Genomic DNA, 20115 nt, shown 5'->3' on the forward strand with positions numbered 1-20115 from the left:
AAATCACGTTTTTTTAGATATTAAGAGTCTTTAGGAAAGATCATGCACGAGGAATCAGGCCCGTCGTGGGGTATGCGCGGCTTACGTAAATGGCTGGGAACTGCACCCGAAACTCGCGACGAACTGCTAAAATTAGTACAAGATTCACGTCGATTTTTAGAACCCGATACTGTTGCAATGCTGGAAGGCGTACTGGATCTGCCGGCCACCAAAATTCGTGAAGTCATGACGCCAAGAACGTCCATGATTAGCTTGCAGGAAGATGACCAACTTCTCGAAATTTTGCATGTTTTAGTTGAATCTGCGCATTCGCGATTCCCTGTGTTCTCATCGGATCAACCGGATAATGTAGTTGGTATTTTGCTGGCCAAAGATCTGCTTCCTTTCCTGACCGAGCCTTCTTCCAAAGTCGATATTCGTGCCTTGATGCGTCAGCCATTGTTTGTACCGGAAAGTGCGCGTTCCGACCAGGTTCTGCGTATGCTGAAAAATACCCAGACTCATATTGCGGTAGTAATTGACGAGTACGGTACAACTTCAGGCCTGGTAACCCTAGAAGATATTCTCGAAGAAATTGTGGGTGAAATTGAAGACGAACATGATATTGCTGATGAAGAAGCACAATATATTGTTCCAGACCAAGACCCGAAAACAGCCAATACATGGGTAGTACAAGCGCTGACACCAATCGAGCATTTTAACAATATGCTGGATGCCAATTTCTCCGATGATGAAGTTGAAACCATGGGCGGTTTGTTATTGCAGGAAATCGGTCTGGTAAATGATCTGGAAGGTCAGACGATTGAACTGGAAAACTGGCAATTTACCATTCTTGAGGCAGATTCACGTTCTATTCGTTTAATTCGAGCTGTGCGCCAATGAGAGCATATTTCGATAAGCTATTAAATCCAGCCCAGCAGCAAAAGCAGTTAGCCTTAATTTATCCTGTATTGATTGCCTTATTTGCCGGCGCTATTTTTAGCCTGGCTTTGGCACCTTATCATTACTGGTGGCTGGCGATTCTCTCTCCTGCCTTACTGTATGCTTGCGTCCGTGGTCGTAGTGCGAAACAGGCCTTTGGTATTGGCTGGGCTTATGGAATTGGATTGTGGTTTGTGGGTGCATTCTGGCTCTATACCTCTATTCATGTGTATGGCGATACCAGTGCTTTCCTGAGCGTAATCATGATCCTGATCATGGCGATTGTCATGGGACTGTTTACTGCGCTTCAGACTTGCATTTATCGTCGATTTTTCCCGGAAACACCTCTTACCTTCGCACCACTTTGGGTGATCTTTGAATGGGCCAAAACCTGGGTATTTACCGGTTTCCCATGGCTCTTTGCAGGTTATGCTTTTACTGAGCTCTATCTGGATGCCTACGCGCCTTTATTCGGTGTATTTGGGGTGTCCTTTGTAGTGATTGTTCTGGCCTGTGCACTGGTTGAAATCTTAAGTAAACAGGTCTTCTGGATCGTTCCTTCTGCATTCCTGTTATTGGGGGCTTGGGGTGCTGCACAACTGACTTTTGTGCAAGAAAAAAATGAAAAGCCGCTCACCGTTTCTCTGATTCAGGGCAATATCCCTCAGGACCTGAAATGGTTAACTGAATATCAGGTAAAAACCTTACTGATCTATGCAAATCTGAGCAAGACAGAATGGGGACGTGACCTGATTGTCTGGCCAGAATCTTCGATTCCGATGTTCCAGACTGATATCGAACCTTTCTTGGATGCCATGAAAGTTCAGGCAGAAAAATCTGGAACAGCTTGGGTCACAGGTATTCCGTTCTGGGATCTGGCTGAGTCACAGGAAGCAGGCACGCCAAAATATTACAATAGCATCATGGCCACTGGTGATGAGTCGAGTGGTCTTTATAAGAAGCAGCGTCTGGTGCCTTTTGGAGAATATATTCCACTCTCTGGCGCACTCAGTTGGGTACTTCCAGCTCTGCAAAACGACCCTTCGATGAGTGGTTTCTCGCGTGGTGCGGATATCCAGAAACCATTAAATGTGAAAAACCATCCTTTAGGTGCAGCGATTTGCTATGAAGTGGCTTATCCAAACCTGACTCGTCGTAATGCCAGCCAAAGCGATTTTCTGGTGACCGTATCTAATGATGCCTGGTTTACTGGCACTGCCGGTCCACAACAACATTTACAGATGGTACAAATGCGGGCCAAGGAAAATGGTCGCTGGTTTATTCGTGCTACCAATACTGGGGTAACTGCGTTCATCGACCACAATGGCCATATTGTGAAACGTGCACCTATGGATAAAGAAGCTATACTCCGCGGTGAGTTACCCGCCATGCAGGGTGAAACGCTTTACATGAAACTTAGCGACTGGCCAGTATTGATTTTCTCCGTATTGTTATTATTACTGGGTTGGCGCTTCCGCCCACGTAAGGTGGATATCAGCTTTAAGTCGAGAAGATAATTCTCTCAAAAGTCCCTCTTTTAAAAAGGAGGAGCTATAAAAAACCGAGGTTCATGCCCATTGCTGTCCCACAATTTTTCACAAGAGGAAGCTCATTTGAGCTTCCTCTTGTTTTATGGGTATTTTATCGGGTGAAAATAAAGCTTTTAAAGTTCTTCTTTCAAACAAATTCACTTGAATTATTCTGAGTAAACGTTGAACTGTCCAACCTGTTTTTCCTAAATGTTGAGCGAAACTCACCAATAAATAGGCGATCATCGCAATCCAGATTTGTGTCTGAATTGCGTTCCTGCTGCGGCCTAGAAACGCTTTTAATTTGAGATTCTGCTTAATCGCCTTAAAGAACAGCTCAACTTTCCAACGATCTTTATAAATCGCCGCAATGGTAGAGGCGGCTAAATGAAAGTTATTGCTGAGAAAGCTAAAGTGCTTGCCACTTTGCTGATCTCTATATTCAATTCTTCTTAACACTGGGGCTTTTCTTTTTAGGGCATGTGCGCTATTCAGCTGAATGGTTTCATCTTTTAGAATACCTTTGGATTCAAGCACTGGATGTTGCTGGATCACCTGATACACAGATTTAGGCCTAAAACGTGTGACAAATCCAATGTTTTGAGCAGTCAGATTTGCATACCATTGGTAATCGACATAGCCTTTATCAAAAACTACAATGCTGCCAGCAGGAAACTGGAATTTGCGGCCTTGTACCATGTCATTTTCTTTGCCATTTTCAACTGCAACAAACTCAGGAATATCATTGCTGTGATTCAATCCTATACTGAGTTTCATGCTGGCTTTTGAGTCGTGAACTTTGGCCCATTCACATAAGGAAAGCGACAGGTCAATATGACTGGCATCCAAGGAATACAAGGGATTCTTAAAGCGAAATTTATGAGCTACTTTTGAGTGTTCATAGTATTTAAGCAACTTGTAAAATAGCTGTTGATACAAGGCAGCAGGCTGCTGCTCATTGATTCGTGCCAGCGTGCTTCGGGGAATAGACTTTGCTCCGAGATGACTTAGCTTTTCCTGTTGGCACTCCAAATTGGATTGAATATCTCTCAGACTTTGCCTACAAGAGAATTGAGACATCAATATGGCAATAAACTGATCCCACCGGGAAGCCGCTCTAAATTTCTGTCCAACATGGTGTACTTTAGCAAGTTGTTCAAAATCCTGTCGCACAACAGGTTTAATTAGCTCATGAAATACGGTATTCTGATGTGACAAAACCTGAGTCCTGGTCGTTAAAGTGTTTGTATGCACTCATATTTTAACTGTTAGGACTCAGGTTTTTTTATTTAAAGCAAACTATGGGACAGCAGTGGGTTCATGCCTCGGTTTTTTATCTATATGTTATTAAAACTGGATCACCAGATAAGATAACATGCTCGCCAGTGACAGCATTGGAATATAGCGATAGACCTGTACAATTCCGTTTTTAAATGCAGAAGCCTGTTCCTGTTCAAACTGTACGACAGACGCTTTTAATGCTGACCAGAAGCATAGTACGAATAAGGTACTCATCATGCTAATGGCAAAAAAACCCACCATAATCTGGCTGCTGCCTTCAGTGGTCTGCCATAAATGCAAAATTCCCTGACTGGCTGGAAGAATGCTTAAAACCAAAAGAACAGATTTCAGCATCGACCAATGAAACTGGTTTATTTCATCCGATAATATTAATGCTTTCATACCATTCTCCTTTGGCTAAAAAAGGGCCATTAAGAATATTATGAGCTATTTTTTGTAAATAGAAAGTCTATATTTATTCACATTTTACGATAATTGTAATAGATAAATATGGGAATAATTCTTATTATAACTATCAAATCATCAATATTATAATAATATTATTAAATTCATCTACTTATATTATATTTTATGATTGAGAGTTATTATCACTTCACCCAATATTGAAACAACCAATCAAGTGAAGTGATATATTCAATAACCTACTAATTTATAATAATTATCAGTTAAGGTTGGTAATAAATATCAGCATCAGTTCCTTCCCCACCTGCCTGTCCATCGGCACCAAAAGAGTACAAATCAAAAGCACGACCATTGGTTCCTGGAATCACGTATTGCAGGTCATTATCCCAGCTGTCTTTTGGGTAACCTCCTTTCACATAGCCACCTGGCAACCAATTCTTCGCTGTTGCTGGCTGATTTACCAGTGCATCCAGACCACCTTCTTGCATGCTTGGATATTTGCCATTGTCCAGCTTATATTGATCCAGTGAACCCGCAATACTCTGCAATTTGATGACGGTAGTATCCACTTTAGCTTTTTCACCGCGTCCCATTACATTTGGAACAATCAGCGCTGCAAGTACGCCAAGAATAACAATAACCACCATTACTTCAATCAGGGTAAAACCTGAGGCACGATGGGCACGTAACTGGCTCACACGTACGGTAGGTTCAACCGCTATAGTTGAAGGGTCTTTGGCTTGATTTGGATTCCTTTTCATTCAATATCTCTCATTCATCTTTAGAAAGTTTCAGGCACTTTCAATTCTTTGTAGACGTTACACATGTTATTTAAATCATATTATTCATATTCACGATTGGCAGCATCACTGCGATCACAATTACCAGCACAATACTGGCCATGAATACCAGCATCAGCGGCTCTAGAAGTGCGAGTAATGTCGAGATCAGCGTGGTCACTTCCCGATCCTGCATGGTCGATGCCCGTTCCAGCATACGATCCAGCTCCCCCGAGGCTTCACCACTTTTGATCATTTGTACCATCATCGGGGGGAAATAACCACTACGTTCCAGCTGGGTAGCCAGGTTCCCGCCTTCAGTGACTTTTTCAGCAGCCAGATTAACCGAATCCCGAATCACCCAGTTATTACTTACCGCTGCCCCGATACGTAAGGCATCCACCAATGGCACACCGGACTGGGTCAGAATCGATAGAGTACTGGCAAAACGGGCAGCATTAATGCCACGTGATAATTTTCCGAATAAAGGTAGTTTCAGCGTCAGGCGATCAAAAGCATAATGCCCAGCCGTTGTTCTTAAAAACCGTACCAGAAGAAAAATACCTACCGCACTCCCTATCAATAAAAATGGCCACGCGATCCGGATAAAATCGCTGGCTTTCATTAAAGTCACTGTAATCCAAGGCAAGGCATCTTTACTTTGATCAAAGGTCTTGACGATATCCGGTACTACATAGGTCATCAGACCCATCACAATTGCAAAAGACATCAAGAGCAAAATAATCGGATAGATCATCGCCCCTTGAATCTTTTTCTGCATAGCAAAACGGTTTTCGGTATAGTCAGCTAACTGATCCAAGATCAGGTCCAAGTGACCAGAACGTTCACCAGCCGCAATAGTGGCAATATACAGCTCTGGAAAACGTCCAGACTGTTGTAGCGCCTGAGCCAAGCTATGTCCTTCCAGCACTTTAGAACGTACTGACATCAGCAGATTTTGCACATGAACTTTTTCGCTCTGCTTGCCGACGGCGCGAATAGCTTCTTCCAGCGGAATTGCGGCAGCGACCAGTACCGAGAGTTGTCGGGTCATAAGAGCCAAATCATAAGCAGTAATGCTTTTTTCAAACCATTTGCGACGGTAGTGCTGGTCTTTTTTCTCAACTGGATCTACAGAGACCGGAATCAGCGCCTGATCCCGAAGCTGTTGCCGGATTTGTCGTGCTGAATCCCCCTCAAGCACGCCTTTTTGCTGCTTCCCTGAAGCGTCAAGCGCAGTAAACTGATATGCAGGCATTGTAATGCTCTAATTTTCCAAAATTTTGCTTAACGCTGTTGCGTCAGACCATCAAAATCATTCATATTCTTCAATATAAATTATCTGCTCACTCTAACATAACTGAACTTTGAGCACGACGAAATTTCATCAGGACCCACTCTGTTACTATGCCAAATTCTGTTCCCGTTACTGCCCCTGTTTATCGTGTTCGTGTTGCAGTGCCGGTGCATCTGTTTGACTGTTTTGACTATAGCTTGAGTCAGGAACAATATCAGCAGGCAGAAGTGGGTGCCCGAGTCGCGGTTTCTTTTGGCCGGCAAAATCTGGTCGGCGTAATTACTGAAAAATTACCGCTAGATGCTCCGATTGATCCCAGTTTCAAACTGAAAGCCATTACCGAGCTTTTAGATGACCGTGCCATTATCAATTCCCAAGTTTTAAGTGTATTGACCTGGTCAGCACAGTATTACCAGTTTCCCATTGGGGAAGTGATCCAGACTGCCTTGCCGACCTTATTGCGTCAGGGCAAACCTTATAACCTGCTGGCCCGAAACTGGAAATTGCTGGATCATGAGGCTGAAGCCAAAGTTCGCCGTTCCGAGAGGCAACAGGAAGCTTATCGGATTCTAAAACTGCATCCGGTGGGAACAACTGAGAATCTCTTAAATCTGGCCGGAATAGAAACAGCGACTTTAAAAGCACTCGAAAAAAAAGGGATTTGCGAATGTGTACTGGAAGCACAGGATTTTAGCCCGCAACCTGTACAACTGGCCCAGATGCCATTAACGGCCAATGCGGAACAAAAGCATGCGATTCAGCAAGTGCTGAAATACCGCAAGCAATATCAGGCCTTTTTACTCGATGGCCTGACTGGCAGTGGCAAAACTGAAGTCTATCTTCAGATCATGGAACAGGTACTCAAACAGGGCAAGCAGGTGCTGGTACTGGTGCCTGAAATCGGACTGACGCCACAAACCATTAGCCGCTTTCAATCCCGCTTCCATTGTCATATCGCCCTGCTTCACTCTGGCCTGAATGACAGTAAACGCTTACAAGCCTGGCAAGCCGCTGAAACCGGTAAAGCGTCCATTGTACTTGGCACCCGTTCTGCGATTTATACACCGATGCCGAATCTAGGCCTGATCATTCTGGATGAAGAGCATGACCTGTCTTTTAAACAGCAGGAAGGTTTTCGCTATCATGCCCGTGATGTGGCATTGTACCGGGGACATTTACAGCAATGTCCAGTACTCTTGGGTTCGGCAACACCCAGCATTGACAGTTATGCACTGGTGCAGCAAGGTAAAATGCAGGTACTGGAACTGAATCAACGCGCGGGTACAGCGCTAATGCCGAAAATCCATATTCTGGATTTAAAAGTAGCGCCAAAGCAGCATGGCATCAGCCTACATCTGATTGAAGAAATCAAAAAGCGCCTGGCTAAAAAGGAACAGGTACTCATTTTCCTGAATCGTCGTGGTTATGCGCCCGTACTGATTTGTGGCAGTTGTGGCTGGCAGGCGCAGTGTCCGAACTGTGATGCCAATTTCACTGTGCACCGGCAACCTTATCAACATCTGCATTGTCATCATTGCGGCACCATTCATCGTATGCCTGAACAGTGTCCGCAATGCCAGCATCAGGAGCTGGCCACTTTAGGCATGGGGACTGGAAAAGTTGAAGAACATCTAAATGAGCTTTTTCCAGATTTTGAAGTGATCCGGGTCGATCGCGACTCAACCAGCCGGGTCGGTAGTTGGCAAAAAATCTATGACAAGATTCAGAAAAGTGAGCCTGCGATTCTGCTCGGCACGCAGATGCTGGCCAAAGGCCATCATTTTCCCTATGTCACGCTGGTTGCGATTTTAGATATTGATTCCGGTCTTCTCAGTGTCGATTTCCGGGCCACAGAACGTACAGCACAATTGATCGTACAGGTCGCAGGTCGTGCAGGACGTGGGGAACATAAAGGGGATGTATATTTACAGACCCTAAGACCTGATCATGCGCTGCTGAATACCTTAATCACTGAAAATTACCGCGCCTTTGCCAAGCAGACTTTGACCGAACGGCAAATCGCCCAGATGCCTCCTTTTCGTTATGCCGTGCTGATTCGCTGTGAATCCAAAGATCAGGCACAAAATACCGAATTCTTACAGAAACATGCTGCTCTGCTCAGGCAATATCCCGATCTGGTGCTGGACATCTGGGGTCCTATTCCTGCCCCGATGGAACGCAAGGCCGGACGCTATCAATCCCATATGGTGCTATTGTCCGCAGACCGTGCCCGTTTGCATTATTATGTCCGTAGCTGGTGGCAAAACCTGTTACAAGATAAGCCATCCAATATGAAGCTGACATTGGATATCGATCCACAAGAACTCAGCTAAAAATATTGAGCCCATCTTCATTTGAGAAAGGCTCAACTTTAAGATTGGATGAAAATAAAATTTAAGGCGGAAAAATGTCGATACTGTTACAAATAGCGCTGGTTCTGGTGATTGCACTATTAATGGTGCCACTGAGCCATAAACTCAGACTGCCAACAGTGCTGGGCTATTTACTGACAGGTTTAATCATTGGGCCGAGTGCCTTAGCGCTGATCTCTGCTCCTGAGGTGATGCAGACTTTTATTCAAATCAGCCTGTTGGCCCTAATGTTCTGGATTGGTCTACAACTCAGACCACAACGAATTCTTCAGCTTAGACAATCCCTGTGGTTTATGGCCATTTTACAGGTACTGAGCACGACCCTGATTTTTGGCCTGCTGGCCTGGTTCTTTCTCGATCATAATCTGGTTTCCAGTATTGTTATCGGACTGGCAGGCAGCCTCTCTGCCATGACGTTGGTCACGCAGTTTTTAAACAATCAGCAACAACTGGCGACCAGTTATGGTCAATCCGCTTATGCCAACACCCTGATTCATGCACTGATTGCAATTCCTGTCATTGCAGCAATTCCGCTCTTTGCAGGCGTCAGTTCAACAGAACATGGCATAGCTTATTTTGCTGCCATGATGGCTACCTTTACTGGCTTATTTCTATGTAACCGCTATTTCATGCAGCCGCTTTATCGCTGGATTGCCAAAAGTGGTCGTCATGAATTGCACAGCATTGTTGCTATTGTCATTTTCCTGGGCTTACTAGTCCTGATGGATACGCTGGGACTGAATCTGTACCTGGCGGCATTATTTTCCGGTATGTTACTAGCAGATTCTGATTTCCGGATTTCGATTGAAAAGAGTCTGCAGCCTTTTAGTGGATTATTGATTGGGCTAGCCTTCATCAGTCTGGGCATGTCATTGCAGTTTGCCGATGTACTAACGCAACCTGGATTGATTATTGCTGGAACACTTTCGCTGATCCTGATTAAATTTGCGATTACCTTAGGATTGGCACGTTATTATCAGCATAGCTGGCGCAACAGTACGCTACTGGCTGCCAGTGTGGCACAAAGTGGTGAATTCGCTTTTCTGGCACTCATCATTGCACTTTCGCAGCAGATCATCACTCCAACCCGGCTCTCCCCATTGATGTGGATGGCAAGTATATCCATGCTACTCACACCGGCATTTTACTGGTTATTGCATAACCAAATTCTGCCACGACTGGATCGGCAAAATCATTTGGCAGCGACCTTTGATATTGAAAGCCTTCCACCAAATACTGCACCAATTTTATTAATCGGTTTTGGCCGTTTTGGCCAGATCATTGCCCGTATTTTTCTGCAACAGCAGCAAAAATTCAGTGTAATGGACAGCAATATCGAAGCAACTGAATTGCTAACCTCTTACGGTATTACCTTCTATCAGGCTAATGCAACTGAGCCAGAGGCTTTAGCTCAGGCACATCTGGATACGGTTCAGCATGTGATTGTCGCCATTGATGATATTGAAGATTCGCTGCTGACCGTCCGACATCTGAGATTAAATTATCCTGATATGTCTTTATGGGTACGGGCACGTGACCGGCATCATGTCCATTTACTTCAGGAGCTGGGCGTGGAACGAATCTGGCGAGAAACCTATGCTTCTGCACTAGAACTAAGTCAGGGTCTGCTAGGTCAGCTGAGTGGGTTGTCTGAAGAACAGGTGCAACAAAAGATCCATGAGTTTCATACTCACGATGAAAACCTGCTCAATAGTCAATTTCATCCGGATACGGAGAGCCCGTTTAATTCCGCAGGCTCAAGGAATACACTGGCAGAACTGGAGCATCTTTTTGCTCAGGATCAGCTAAAAAAAGTATCGGAACAGGATACGGACACGCAACAGGACAACAACGCTTCAGGAATTGATGTCATAAGAGATGATCTGGCATAACTTGTGTTTTACAATAATGCCACCATTAAAGCAGGGTTATGGAGAATTTTATGTCTGATTTACGCCAACGCTTTTTTATTGAAGATAGCCCTGTTCGTGGTGAAGTGGTGCATCTTGAAGAAGCTTTACAAACAATTTTGGCCCAGCGTGATTATGCGCCTGCAGTAAAAATCCTGTTAGGTGAAATGCTGAGTGCCACTGCACTATTAGCCAGTACCTTGAAGATTAAAGGGCGTATCAGCCTGCAAATTCAGGCTTCAGGCACATTTAAATGGGCAATGGCTGAATGTAACCATCGCGGTGAAGTACGTGCACTGGCGGATTATGAAGAAGATCCACATTTTCAGGCAGCAGAAGATAGCAGCACAGTTTTAAAATCACTGACTAATCCAGTGCTGTTTATCAATATCGAGCCTGAATTTGGTGAACGTTATCAAGGTATTGTTCCGCTTGATCAGGAAAATTTGGCTGGCTGTCTGATGCAATATTATGACCTGTCTGCCCAGATTCCGACACGTATCGTGCTGGCCAGTGACAACAACCGTGCAGGTGGTTTGCTGATTCAATTGCTACCGCGTAACAGTGAAGAAGAACAACGCCGTGTCGATGAAGACTTATGGCCACGTCTGACTATGCTGACTGAAACATTAAAAACAGAAGAACTGGTCACTCTGGAGGCCAATGAAATTCTCTATCGTTTATATAACGAAGAAGAAGTGCGCTTACCAGAAGTAGAACATTTACAGTTTGGCTGTACCTGTTCTAAAGAACGTTGTGCGATTGCCTTACAGCAGATTGGTGTAGAATCGGTTCGTGAAACTTTAGAATTCCAGAATCCAATTGAGATGGACTGTCAGTTCTGTAATAGCCGTTATATTTTTACGGCTGAAGAAGCTTTGAGCCTGTTTGGCGAACACCTCAGTTAATAACCGCCCCTGTTCGACTCAAAAAAGCACTCAATATTGAGTGCTTTTTTCATTTTATATTTTCATAAAATATTGACCAAAATTTCTCATAAAAAAGACAAATGTACTTAATTCCAAGCTTGCCCCATGATTAAAATTTGCACACCGATAGAATCAGAAGATCAACGGTATTTTCAAAGTAAAAAAAATCAAAAAAATAAGTGGAATATTTTAAATGAAATTTCGATATTTAATGGGTGTGATGTTATGTGCTGTGCAGAGCTTCAGCTATGCAGCCGAAATCACGGGCACATGGAAAGCCATTGATGACAAAACGGGCTATGCGCGTGCTGATGTTGAAATCAGTAAACTCAATGATGGTACCTACCAAGGTAAAGTCATTCGTATTCATGCCATTCCAAATCGTCCTGCACATACCCATTGCTCTAAATGTAAGGAGGCACTGAAAGATGTACCTATTCTGGGTCTCTCTGTCTTATCAGGTCTAAAGCCAAATCCAGAAAAGAAAAATGAATTCGTTAATGGTTCAATTCTCGATCCACTAACCGGCAATGTCTATAAAAGCAAGGCAACGCTGAATTCCCGAGGCAATGTGCTGACGCTTCGTGGCTATGTAGGTACACCCATGCTCGGACGTACAGTGTCCTGGGTGAAAGTCGAATAAACCTCATTTTTTTATAAATTCTCATCTGTAAGCTGTCTGACCAGATCAAAGGCTTGGACAGCTTAAAATCATTATCTTTATTCTATTCCTTATCACGAAAATATTCCCCCCTCTCATTAGGATGAATGAACGTAATTTTTAACTCATATTCATTTTTCTTAATTTAATGTGATGATTGACTGGTATTTAGTGTATTTTTCACGTTATATTAATCCCATAATTTTTTTATGACTTTAAGAAATTAAATATATTTTCAATAACATGGGGTAATGTGGCAATGAGATTCAAACTGCTTTGTTCTATCATTCTTACAGCAGCAAGCACCATCAGTCTATCTGCTTTCGCCAACAGTGACCCATTACTTGGCCACTGGAAAACCATTGATGACCGTACCGGTTATTCCTTGGCAGATGTGGTAATTAGTAAGGATGCCCAGAACCGCTATATTGCCAAAATTGTGTATGTTCGTGAGATTCCTGGGGCAGCTCGACAGCAGACTTGCACTCTATGCAAAGGCGCATTGAAAGATCAGCCTCTCATTGGACTGACGATGCTCAAGGGATTGAGTAGTCATCCCGACCATAACAATGAATTTATCAACGGCACTCTGCTCGACCCGGCTTCTGGTCAGCTTTATCAGGCCCGTGCCCGCCTGAAAAATAATGGCAGGCATCTCGCCATTCATAGCCGCGCTGAAGGTGCAACGGTCGGACGCAATATGACCTGGATTAAAAACTAGTTTCGAATTCAGACTATTAAGAAAAAAAGCTCCTAAGGAGCTTTTTTATTTTTATCTCATGTGATAATTCACATGTATTCATTAATTTTATGCCAATCTCATCACAATTTATACTATTGATTTTGTTACAATTTATAAATAAATTAGAGTAATAAGTCTAATATGAATAATCATTGATCAACAGGCATGTTATGAAGAAAATTTTAAGTCGCTTAATGATGGGGATCACATTGGCAACAGTAGCAGGTTTAAGCCTTGCTTCTGAAGATCCACTACTGGGGAAATGGAAGACTATCGATGATCAATCCGGTTATTCTCGTGCTGATGTCGAAATCCGCAAAAAACCAGATGGTAGCTATGAGGGAATTATCGTAGAAACCCGCAGCCTGCCAGGTGCAGAAAAACTGGGAATCTGTAGCAAATGTCCAGGACAGCTTAAGAATAAACCATTTATTGGCTTGCCATTTATCTGGGATTTTAAGGCAGACCCAAAAAAACCTCGCGAATTCCATGATGGCAAGGTACTTGATCCAATCAGCGGTAAAGTTTACAAAGGTAAAGCACGTTTAAGCGCCAATGGCAAACGCCTGACCCTGCGTGGTTATGTAGGCGTTTCGGTTATCGGACGCAGTGTTACCTGGATAAAATACTAATTTTTTTCAGTTTTCCATGCTCCTGTTTCAGGGGCTTTTTTAATGGTTATGATTTGAAACAATTAAGTACAAATAAAAACTGTTTCCCTTAGCCCAAACTCATAATAATGAATCGAAGACGGTTATTTTTTATTCACACAATGATCTATCTTCAGCTGCAATTCAATCTGCTACGGACTCTGGAACAGAGTATCCATGCAACATGTATTCCTCAATTGATAGGCATGGGTAAATGTGTGTTGCAAACAACGGATGGTTTGCAAATGACAGATAAAACTATAAAAACAGATGCCCGCCTAGATCTTTGTTTCCCTGCTCAGACTGAGCTGTTCAGGTTCAAGCAGGATTTCCATAGGATAAGAGTTCCTCTTCTAGGTAGGATGCTGGTTCAAATAGCATCCCATACCGTTAGGGCACAGCGCAGCGGCCATAAAATATTATGGCATTCCCCTACTTCAGGACGACCTTCCTTTCTGAATGTCTCAAGCCTGGCTGTTTAAGGAGTAGAGCTATGACTACAATTCAATATAGAGAAAACTTTTCCAACGGTTATATCCCCTCTGAAATCATGGATGATCGTACCTTTGATTTGTTCCACTTTTCTGAAGCATGTGGCCAAAGTCCGGAATGGGTGATGCAACTCATTGAACATGGAATTTTGCCGAACCGTTCTAAAACGCATCCTGGTACCTTCCTCGGGGAAGATATTACTCGAGCACAACGGGCTTACCGTTTGCAGCGTGATTTTGATGCTTCCTTTAGTGCCGTTGCCATGATGCTGGATCTCATTGATGAAGTGCAGGAATTACGTCGCGAGGTGAAACATCTGCATTTCAAGTAATGTCTTTTGATGTCCGGTCTGCTTGAGTTAAATCAATGCGGACTAGGGCATATTTTGCTTTTTTCTTTTATTTTTTGAGTGATAAATATCCCTATGAAAACCAAAGACTGCAATAAAAAGATCAAATATATGTTCCCAGAATACCGTGATTTAATTGTGCAATTACGTGAGGAAAATCCGTACTTTGCCCGACTGTTTGAGGAACATAGTGAATTGGACAAACAGATTAGCCAGCTTGAACTCGATCCAGTCAATCATATCAATGATGATATCGATGCGATTAAACGCAAAAAACTGAAATTAAAAGACGAGATTTATCGCATGTTAAAAAATTCTGAAGCCGATCCGCTTACCTGAATGAGAACAGCTTTCTCAACCAAGAGTGTTTCAATACAAGGCTTAATCATCCGTTTTACTTAAAATGTGATTATTAAATGATCTTGGCTCTTAAATAAAGAATCTGTCCAAATAAAAAAGCCCGCATGATGCGGGCTTTTTCAGACTTAAAAAGTCATCGAATTATGCTTGTTCGATGTCTTTCATTGTCAATTTAATACGACCACGGTTATCAACGTCAGCAACTTGTACTTTCACTTCCTGACCTTCTTTCAATACGTCAGCCACGTTGGCAATACGTTCGTTAGAGATTTGAGAAATGTGAAGCAGACCGTCAGTACCCGGCAGAATGTTCACGAACGCACCGAATTCAACGATACGAATCACTTTACCTGTGTAGATGGTACCTGGCTCAACTTCAGCAGTCAGCGCTTGGATTTTTGCAATCGCAGCTTGTGCAGCAGCTTTAGTTTCACCAAATACGCGTACTGTACCGTTATCTTCGATGTCAATCGCAGCTTTAGTTTCTTCAGTGATTTGACGAATCGTTGCACCACCTTTACCAATCACGTCACGGATCTTGTCAGGGTTGATGTTGATCACTTGGAAAGTTGGTGCGTGCATAGAAATTTCTGGACGAGCACGTGAAATCACTTGGTTCATTGCATTCAGGATGTGCATACGACCTGCATAAGCCTGGTTCAATGCAACTTCCATGATCTCTTCGGTAATACCTTCAATCTTGATGTCCATTTGTAGCGCAGTAATACCGTTAGCAGAACCCGCTACTTTAAAGTCCATATCACCAAGATGGTCTTCGTCACCCAGGATGTCAGAAAGAACTGCGAAACGTTCGCCTTCTTTCACCAGACCCATTGCAATACCCGCAACTGGTGCTTTAAGTGGAACACCGGCATCCATCAATGATAGAGAAGCACCACATACAGACGCCATTGAAGATGAACCATTAGATTCAGTGATGTCAGATACGATACGGATCACGTACGGGAAGCGGTCAGCTGCTGGAAGCACGGCTTGAACACCACGACGAGCTAGACGGCCGTGACCGATTTCACGACGTTTAGGACCAGATTCACGACCTGTTTCACCTACAGAGTATGCAGGGAAGTTGTAGTGAAGCATGAAGTTATCAGTTTTGGTACCAGCCAGGGTATCTACCATCAACGCATCACGAGTATTACCCAGAGTAGTAGTGACCAATGCCTGAGTTTCACCACGTGTGAATAATGCAGAACCATGAGCACGCTCTAATACGCCAACCTGTACATCAAGGGCACGAACAGTTTTAGTATCACGACCGTCAATACGTGGTTTACCAGACAGGATGTTGTCACGTACGGTACGGTATTTAAGATCTTCAAATAATTCGTTTACGTCATCAGCAAGACCAGTTTCGTCGCCTTCTGGAACGAACTGAGCTAGCGCTTCTGCTTGAAGTGCATCAAGTGCTGCATAACGGTCTTGTTTCACCGCAACGGTATATGCTTCAGAGATTTTCGCTTCGAATGCTTCTTTCAGTTTTGCACGAAGGTCTTCGTTTTTCTCAGGTGCAACCCAAGTTGATTCTTTCGCACCAGCTGCAGTCGCGAATTCTTTGATTGCTTGGATCGCGATTTGCATTTCATCATGACCGAACAATACTGCACCCAGCATTTGGTCTTCTGAAAGTTCTTTCGCTTCCGATTCAACCATCAGTACTGCAGATTCCGTACCTGCAACGACAAGATCAAGATCACTTTCTTTCAATTGTTCAAAGCTTGGGTTTAGAACGTATTCACCGTTGATCAGACCCACACGTGCCGCACCGATTGGACCACGGAATGGTGTACCTGCAATCGCAAGTGCTGCAGAAGTACCCAGCATTGCTGCAATGTCAGCTTCCATAGTCTTGTCAGAAGACACAACAGTCGCAGTCACCTGGATTTCGTTATAGTAACCTTCTGGGAACAATGGACGAATTGGACGGTCGATCAGACGTGAAATCAGCGTTTCAGCTTCAGATGCACGGCCTTCACGTTTACCGTAACCACCAGGAATACGGCCAGCTGCGTATTGTTTTTCTTGATAATTAACAGTCAGCGGGAAAAAGTCTTGACCTGCTTTAGCAGTGGGTTGAGCAACAACAGCAACTAATACAGTTACGCCGCCCATGGTAATCAATACGGTATTGGCTTGACGCGCAACACGACCTGTTTCTAGGACAACCTGATGTTGGCCAAATTGGAATTCTTTACGAACAATATTAAACATCGACATGTTTTATTTTTTCCTGATTTTATTCTAGTGGAGACCCCTAAGGTTTGGCATTCACATCCAAATGGACGGGTAAATGACAAAGCTTAGAAGCCGACCTCACCAGAAATAAACACTATTTTTAAACACAAAGAAGGAGCGAACATTCGCCCCTTCCCCTGATCTAGCCAAAGGCTAAACCGACTTTAGTTTTCAGTAATAAAGCACAAGGCATGCAATAAACCCGAAAATAAAGTTTAAATCGAATTAACGACGTAAACCTAAAGCACCGATCAATGCAACATAACGACCGTGGTCTTTACCATTTAGGTAGTCAAGAAGCTTACGACGTTGGTTAACCATACGGATCAGACCGCGACGGCTATGATGGTCGTGTTTGTGCTCTTTGAAGTGACCTTGTAAGTCATTGATTTGAGCAGTTAAAAGAGCTACTTGAACTTCTGGTGAACCAGTGTCGTTTTCAGCGCGAGCAAATTTAGCAATGATCTCTGCGCGATCTGCGTTTGTTAAAGCCATTCGATTTCTCCGAGATGCTTATATATCTTGATAAAAATCAAAGTAATGAGAATTCAATACATTGACTGCCGTGCATCACTACAGCAAGTTGCATATTTTAAGGGAAATTGCGTCAGATTGCAAAAATAGATCATGAATTTTGATGGTATTGGCTGCCAAGCTGCCTTGGCTTATTTACTGATATGAATAAATTCCATATGGTTCAATTTACACATAATTTCAGGAATTGGACTTGATCTGGCTTATGAGTAGCTGTTTAGATAACTGCAGAAATTAACTGATCTTTTTATATTTAAAATATTTCTGATCGCGTTTAGAAATAAATGATAAAAAAAAGCCCGAGTAAACTCGGGCTTTTTCGCGCTGTAGTTTCTTCTATTATCATTTTTTATTTATTGTTTTTTTAGTGCGTTTTACGCTTTATTATTTTCAAATCTTCCTGACTAAAAATAACTTCCTTGTGTGGTAGATTTTGCCATATTGTCGAAATGCTCATAGAGGCATTTATCCTCACTCGCTGTAAGCCATTGCGTACAAAATTATCATCGAAATTTGCAAAATGTTACACTTATATATCTTTTAATTACGCTATTTACTTAAATTTACTTATTCTGCCAATTTTATCGTTCTATAAGATTACGGCAAAATTCCATTAACGGCAGATATAAAAAAGCCTTGTAGTCTCTCCCAAAACTACAAGGCTTAGCGGCTGTAAGTTTCCTCTTTCACTTACTTCACTGTAAGTTCGCTGTCTGGTGACATTCTTGTTCTTATTATGCGATTTATACCCAACTTTCCGTGTTGAGTTCTTTTGTGTGACCAATCTTCTCAAAAACCGATTAAAAGCTCCATGCGCCAATTTCCTGAATCCATGTAAGCATTTACCTACAAAAGTTATTTATTTTTTGCCAATACATTGTTACATTGTTCAAGTATTTTTTCGCTTAAACCACTTATTCGTGTGGTTCTTACACATAGCGCTTGTGTAAACGCATCACGATCTACCAACAAGCTCACGACTTTTTTAGCTCGAGTAATCGCTGTATAAATCAGTTCCTTACTCAGTAAATTTTTGGCTTGTTGATCAAGTACTACAGCCGTATGAGTAAATTCTGAACCTTGCGATTTATGAATCGTCAAAGCAAAAGCTGTTTCTATACTTTTTGGCAGGCGTGTCGCCAGCACCCATTTTTCCAGACTCGGGAAATATACTTCAAATTGTGATTGTCCTTCTTGTTCTCTCCAGAAACAGATTCCAATATCACCATTGGACAGACCCAGCTGATAATCGTTATAAGTCATCATCACTGGTCGGCCGGTATACCAGTCGCCCTGTTTTAACTTGCCTACACTGGCCAGAAAACGCTGTTCAATCTGCTGATTGATTTTATTCAAACCCAGATCACCATGCCGGATTGCGGTGAGAATCCGGTAATGATCAAAGTGCTGAATTGCCTGCTGCACATATTGCTCGAAATCAGTCTGATCCTGAGCCTGTTTGATCGCGTCCGCATAAGCCTGATAGCCATACATCAGTTGATCATAATATGGGTCTAATTGGAGACCTGTAGTTGGGTTTATTTCTGGCAGATATTGCAGTTGCAGCTGGTCAATCTCTACCTGGTCCAGTGCAATTACTTGCAGCTCACTCGCAGCAACCACTTGCTGTTCAAACTGGTTTAAAACTGATGCTGGAACATGCTCCTGCTGGATAAAGTGTGCCATCGCACCAATTCGGGCGCCTGAGGCAAAACGGCGCGTCGTGATTAAATTGACCCAGTTATCTGCCAGAACAGAAGTCTGCTGCAAGTCTGCCAGTACAGTGCCGACATCCACCGAGGCCAGTTGGTCTGCATCGCCTAACAGAATTAAGCGGGCTGAATCTGGCACTGCAGCAAGGAGCATCTGTGACAGGCTTAAGTCCAGCATGGATGCTTCATCGACCACGATCACATCATAAGGCAAAGGCTGCTTGGCATGAAACCGGGGGCGTCCCAACCGCCCCAAGCCCAGTAAGCGGTGCAAAGTAACAGGTTGAACCTGCTTTAAAGTCTCCAGCTCAAAAGCTTGTAATTTTTCACTATGTAAAGCTTTCTGCAAGGCTTCCTGCATCCGCTGCGCCGCTTTACCCGTCGGAGCGGCCATCGCAATCCGGATATTGGGTAAGGCTTCATGCAGTACCGCAATCATATGTGCCAAGGTATAGGTTTTACCTGTTCCTGGCCCACCAGTAATAATATTCAGTCCCTGCTTAGCGACCATTTCCAGCGCTTGCTTTTGCTGTGGATCTGTCAGGAGGTTATGATCACGCTCACTTAAATTTACTGGCGTGATGGCTTGTGACTTGATCCGGGCGATCTGGGTGGCGACCGCCTGCTCCAGCTGCCAGTAGCGGTATAAATACAATTGCTGGTTTTCAAAAATAAAGGGTGCAATACCCTGAGCCTGCTGACTCCGATCCAGCACCAGATGATGCAATAGAGCTGTTTGCTCGGCACTGGCCGGAATACAACTATTGCCCTCCTGCATCGCCTCAAGGAGCTGCTGAATCAGCAATTTTGCGGCAGCATCAAAAGTCGCCGAACTGAATGGTGGCTGACATAGATAGTCAATCCAGGCCATTAAATGGGCTGATTGCTGAGACACGTGAATTTGCTCATTTTCCACACAGT

At 43.4% G+C, this 20115-nt stretch carries 17 protein-coding genes; 10 read left to right on the plus strand and 7 right to left on the minus strand.

Annotated elements, in window-relative coordinates; translation table 11 throughout:
- Nucleotides 1-42 precede the first annotated feature (42 nt).
- Nucleotides 43-882, plus strand: coding sequence for an HlyC/CorC family transporter (locus ACWM1W_RS14040; RefSeq protein WP_004781742.1), 840 nt, complete (start codon nt 43-45; stop codon nt 880-882).
- The gene (lnt, locus tag ACWM1W_RS14045; RefSeq protein WP_461603275.1) at nt 879-2438 is read left to right on the plus strand and encodes an apolipoprotein N-acyltransferase; all 1560 of its coding nucleotides are present in this window, start codon (nt 879-881) and stop codon (nt 2436-2438) included. The genes ACWM1W_RS14040 and lnt overlap by 4 nt, the downstream gene beginning before the upstream one ends.
- 78 nt (nt 2439-2516) lie before the next feature.
- Here lnt and ACWM1W_RS14050 read toward each other — a convergent pair whose 3' ends face one another.
- The 4 genes from ACWM1W_RS14050 to gspF form a co-directional block, all read right to left on the minus strand.
- The gene (locus ACWM1W_RS14050) at nt 2517-3668 is read right to left on the minus strand and encodes an IS4-like element ISAbe18 family transposase (RefSeq protein ID WP_004646736.1); all 1152 of its coding nucleotides are present in this window, start codon (nt 3666-3668) and stop codon (nt 2517-2519) included.
- Between the two features lie 129 nt (nt 3669-3797).
- Entirely contained in the window at nt 3798-4133 is a 336-nt protein-coding gene (locus tag ACWM1W_RS14055) for a hypothetical protein (protein WP_448765247.1), read from the minus strand.
- Between the two features lie 284 nt (nt 4134-4417).
- Entirely contained in the window at nt 4418-4915 is a 498-nt protein-coding gene (gene gspG, locus ACWM1W_RS14060; RefSeq protein WP_004781738.1) for a type II secretion system major pseudopilin GspG, read from the minus strand.
- A 70-nt stretch (nt 4916-4985) separates the two neighbouring features.
- Nucleotides 4986-6191, minus strand: a complete 1206-nt coding sequence (gene gspF, locus ACWM1W_RS14065) for a type II secretion system inner membrane protein GspF (protein ID WP_004781737.1) — start codon at nt 6189-6191, stop codon at nt 4986-4988.
- Between the two features lie 149 nt (nt 6192-6340).
- Here gspF and ACWM1W_RS14070 point away from each other — a divergent pair, with 149 nt between their 5' ends.
- The 8 genes from ACWM1W_RS14070 (at nt 6341) to ACWM1W_RS14105 (ending at nt 14674) form a co-directional block, all read left to right on the plus strand.
- Nucleotides 6341-8563 (plus strand): primosomal protein N', encoded by a 2223-nt coding sequence (locus tag ACWM1W_RS14070; protein WP_448765246.1) that lies wholly within the window; start codon nt 6341-6343, stop codon nt 8561-8563.
- A gap of 74 nt (nt 8564-8637) precedes the next feature.
- Nucleotides 8638-10494 (plus strand): cation:proton antiporter domain-containing protein, encoded by a 1857-nt coding sequence (locus ACWM1W_RS14075; RefSeq protein ID WP_448765245.1) that lies wholly within the window; start codon nt 8638-8640, stop codon nt 10492-10494.
- A 50-nt stretch (nt 10495-10544) separates the two neighbouring features.
- Entirely contained in the window at nt 10545-11420 is an 876-nt protein-coding gene (hslO, locus tag ACWM1W_RS14080; RefSeq protein ID WP_004781734.1) for an Hsp33 family molecular chaperone HslO, read from the plus strand.
- Between the two features lie 214 nt (nt 11421-11634).
- The gene (locus ACWM1W_RS14085) at nt 11635-12084 is read left to right on the plus strand and encodes a DUF2147 domain-containing protein (RefSeq protein ID WP_004781733.1); all 450 of its coding nucleotides are present in this window, start codon (nt 11635-11637) and stop codon (nt 12082-12084) included.
- A gap of 277 nt (nt 12085-12361) precedes the next feature.
- The gene (locus ACWM1W_RS14090; protein WP_448765244.1) at nt 12362-12823 is read left to right on the plus strand and encodes a DUF2147 domain-containing protein; all 462 of its coding nucleotides are present in this window, start codon (nt 12362-12364) and stop codon (nt 12821-12823) included.
- Nucleotides 12824-13014: 191 nt separating this feature from the next.
- Complete coding sequence (locus ACWM1W_RS14095; protein ID WP_004781731.1) at nt 13015-13476, plus strand: DUF2147 domain-containing protein; 462 nt, start codon at nt 13015-13017, stop codon at nt 13474-13476.
- 511 nt (nt 13477-13987) lie between these two features.
- Nucleotides 13988-14317, plus strand: coding sequence for a chaperone modulator CbpM (locus tag ACWM1W_RS14100; RefSeq protein ID WP_004781729.1), 330 nt, complete (start codon nt 13988-13990; stop codon nt 14315-14317).
- A gap of 93 nt (nt 14318-14410) precedes the next feature.
- Complete coding sequence (locus ACWM1W_RS14105; RefSeq protein ID WP_004781728.1) at nt 14411-14674, plus strand: YdcH family protein; 264 nt, start codon at nt 14411-14413, stop codon at nt 14672-14674.
- 162 nt (nt 14675-14836) lie between these two features.
- Here ACWM1W_RS14105 and pnp read toward each other — a convergent pair whose 3' ends face one another.
- The 3 genes from pnp to recD form a co-directional block, all read right to left on the minus strand.
- Nucleotides 14837-16924 carry a polyribonucleotide nucleotidyltransferase gene (pnp, locus tag ACWM1W_RS14110; RefSeq protein WP_171064785.1) on the minus strand — a complete coding sequence of 696 codons (2088 nt, stop codon included), beginning with the start codon at nt 16922-16924 and terminating at the stop codon, nt 14837-14839.
- Between the two features lie 249 nt (nt 16925-17173).
- Entirely contained in the window at nt 17174-17443 is a 270-nt protein-coding gene (gene rpsO / locus ACWM1W_RS14115) for a 30S ribosomal protein S15 (RefSeq protein ID WP_004637724.1), read from the minus strand.
- An 894-nt stretch (nt 17444-18337) separates the two neighbouring features.
- On the minus strand, nt 18338-20110 hold the full coding sequence (recD, locus tag ACWM1W_RS14120) for an exodeoxyribonuclease V subunit alpha (protein WP_104426678.1): 1773 nt from the start codon (nt 20108-20110) through the stop codon (nt 18338-18340).
- Nucleotides 20111-20115: the final 5 nt, after the last annotated feature.

This window comes from Acinetobacter sp. TW_SC_4, from assembly GCF_054861205.1.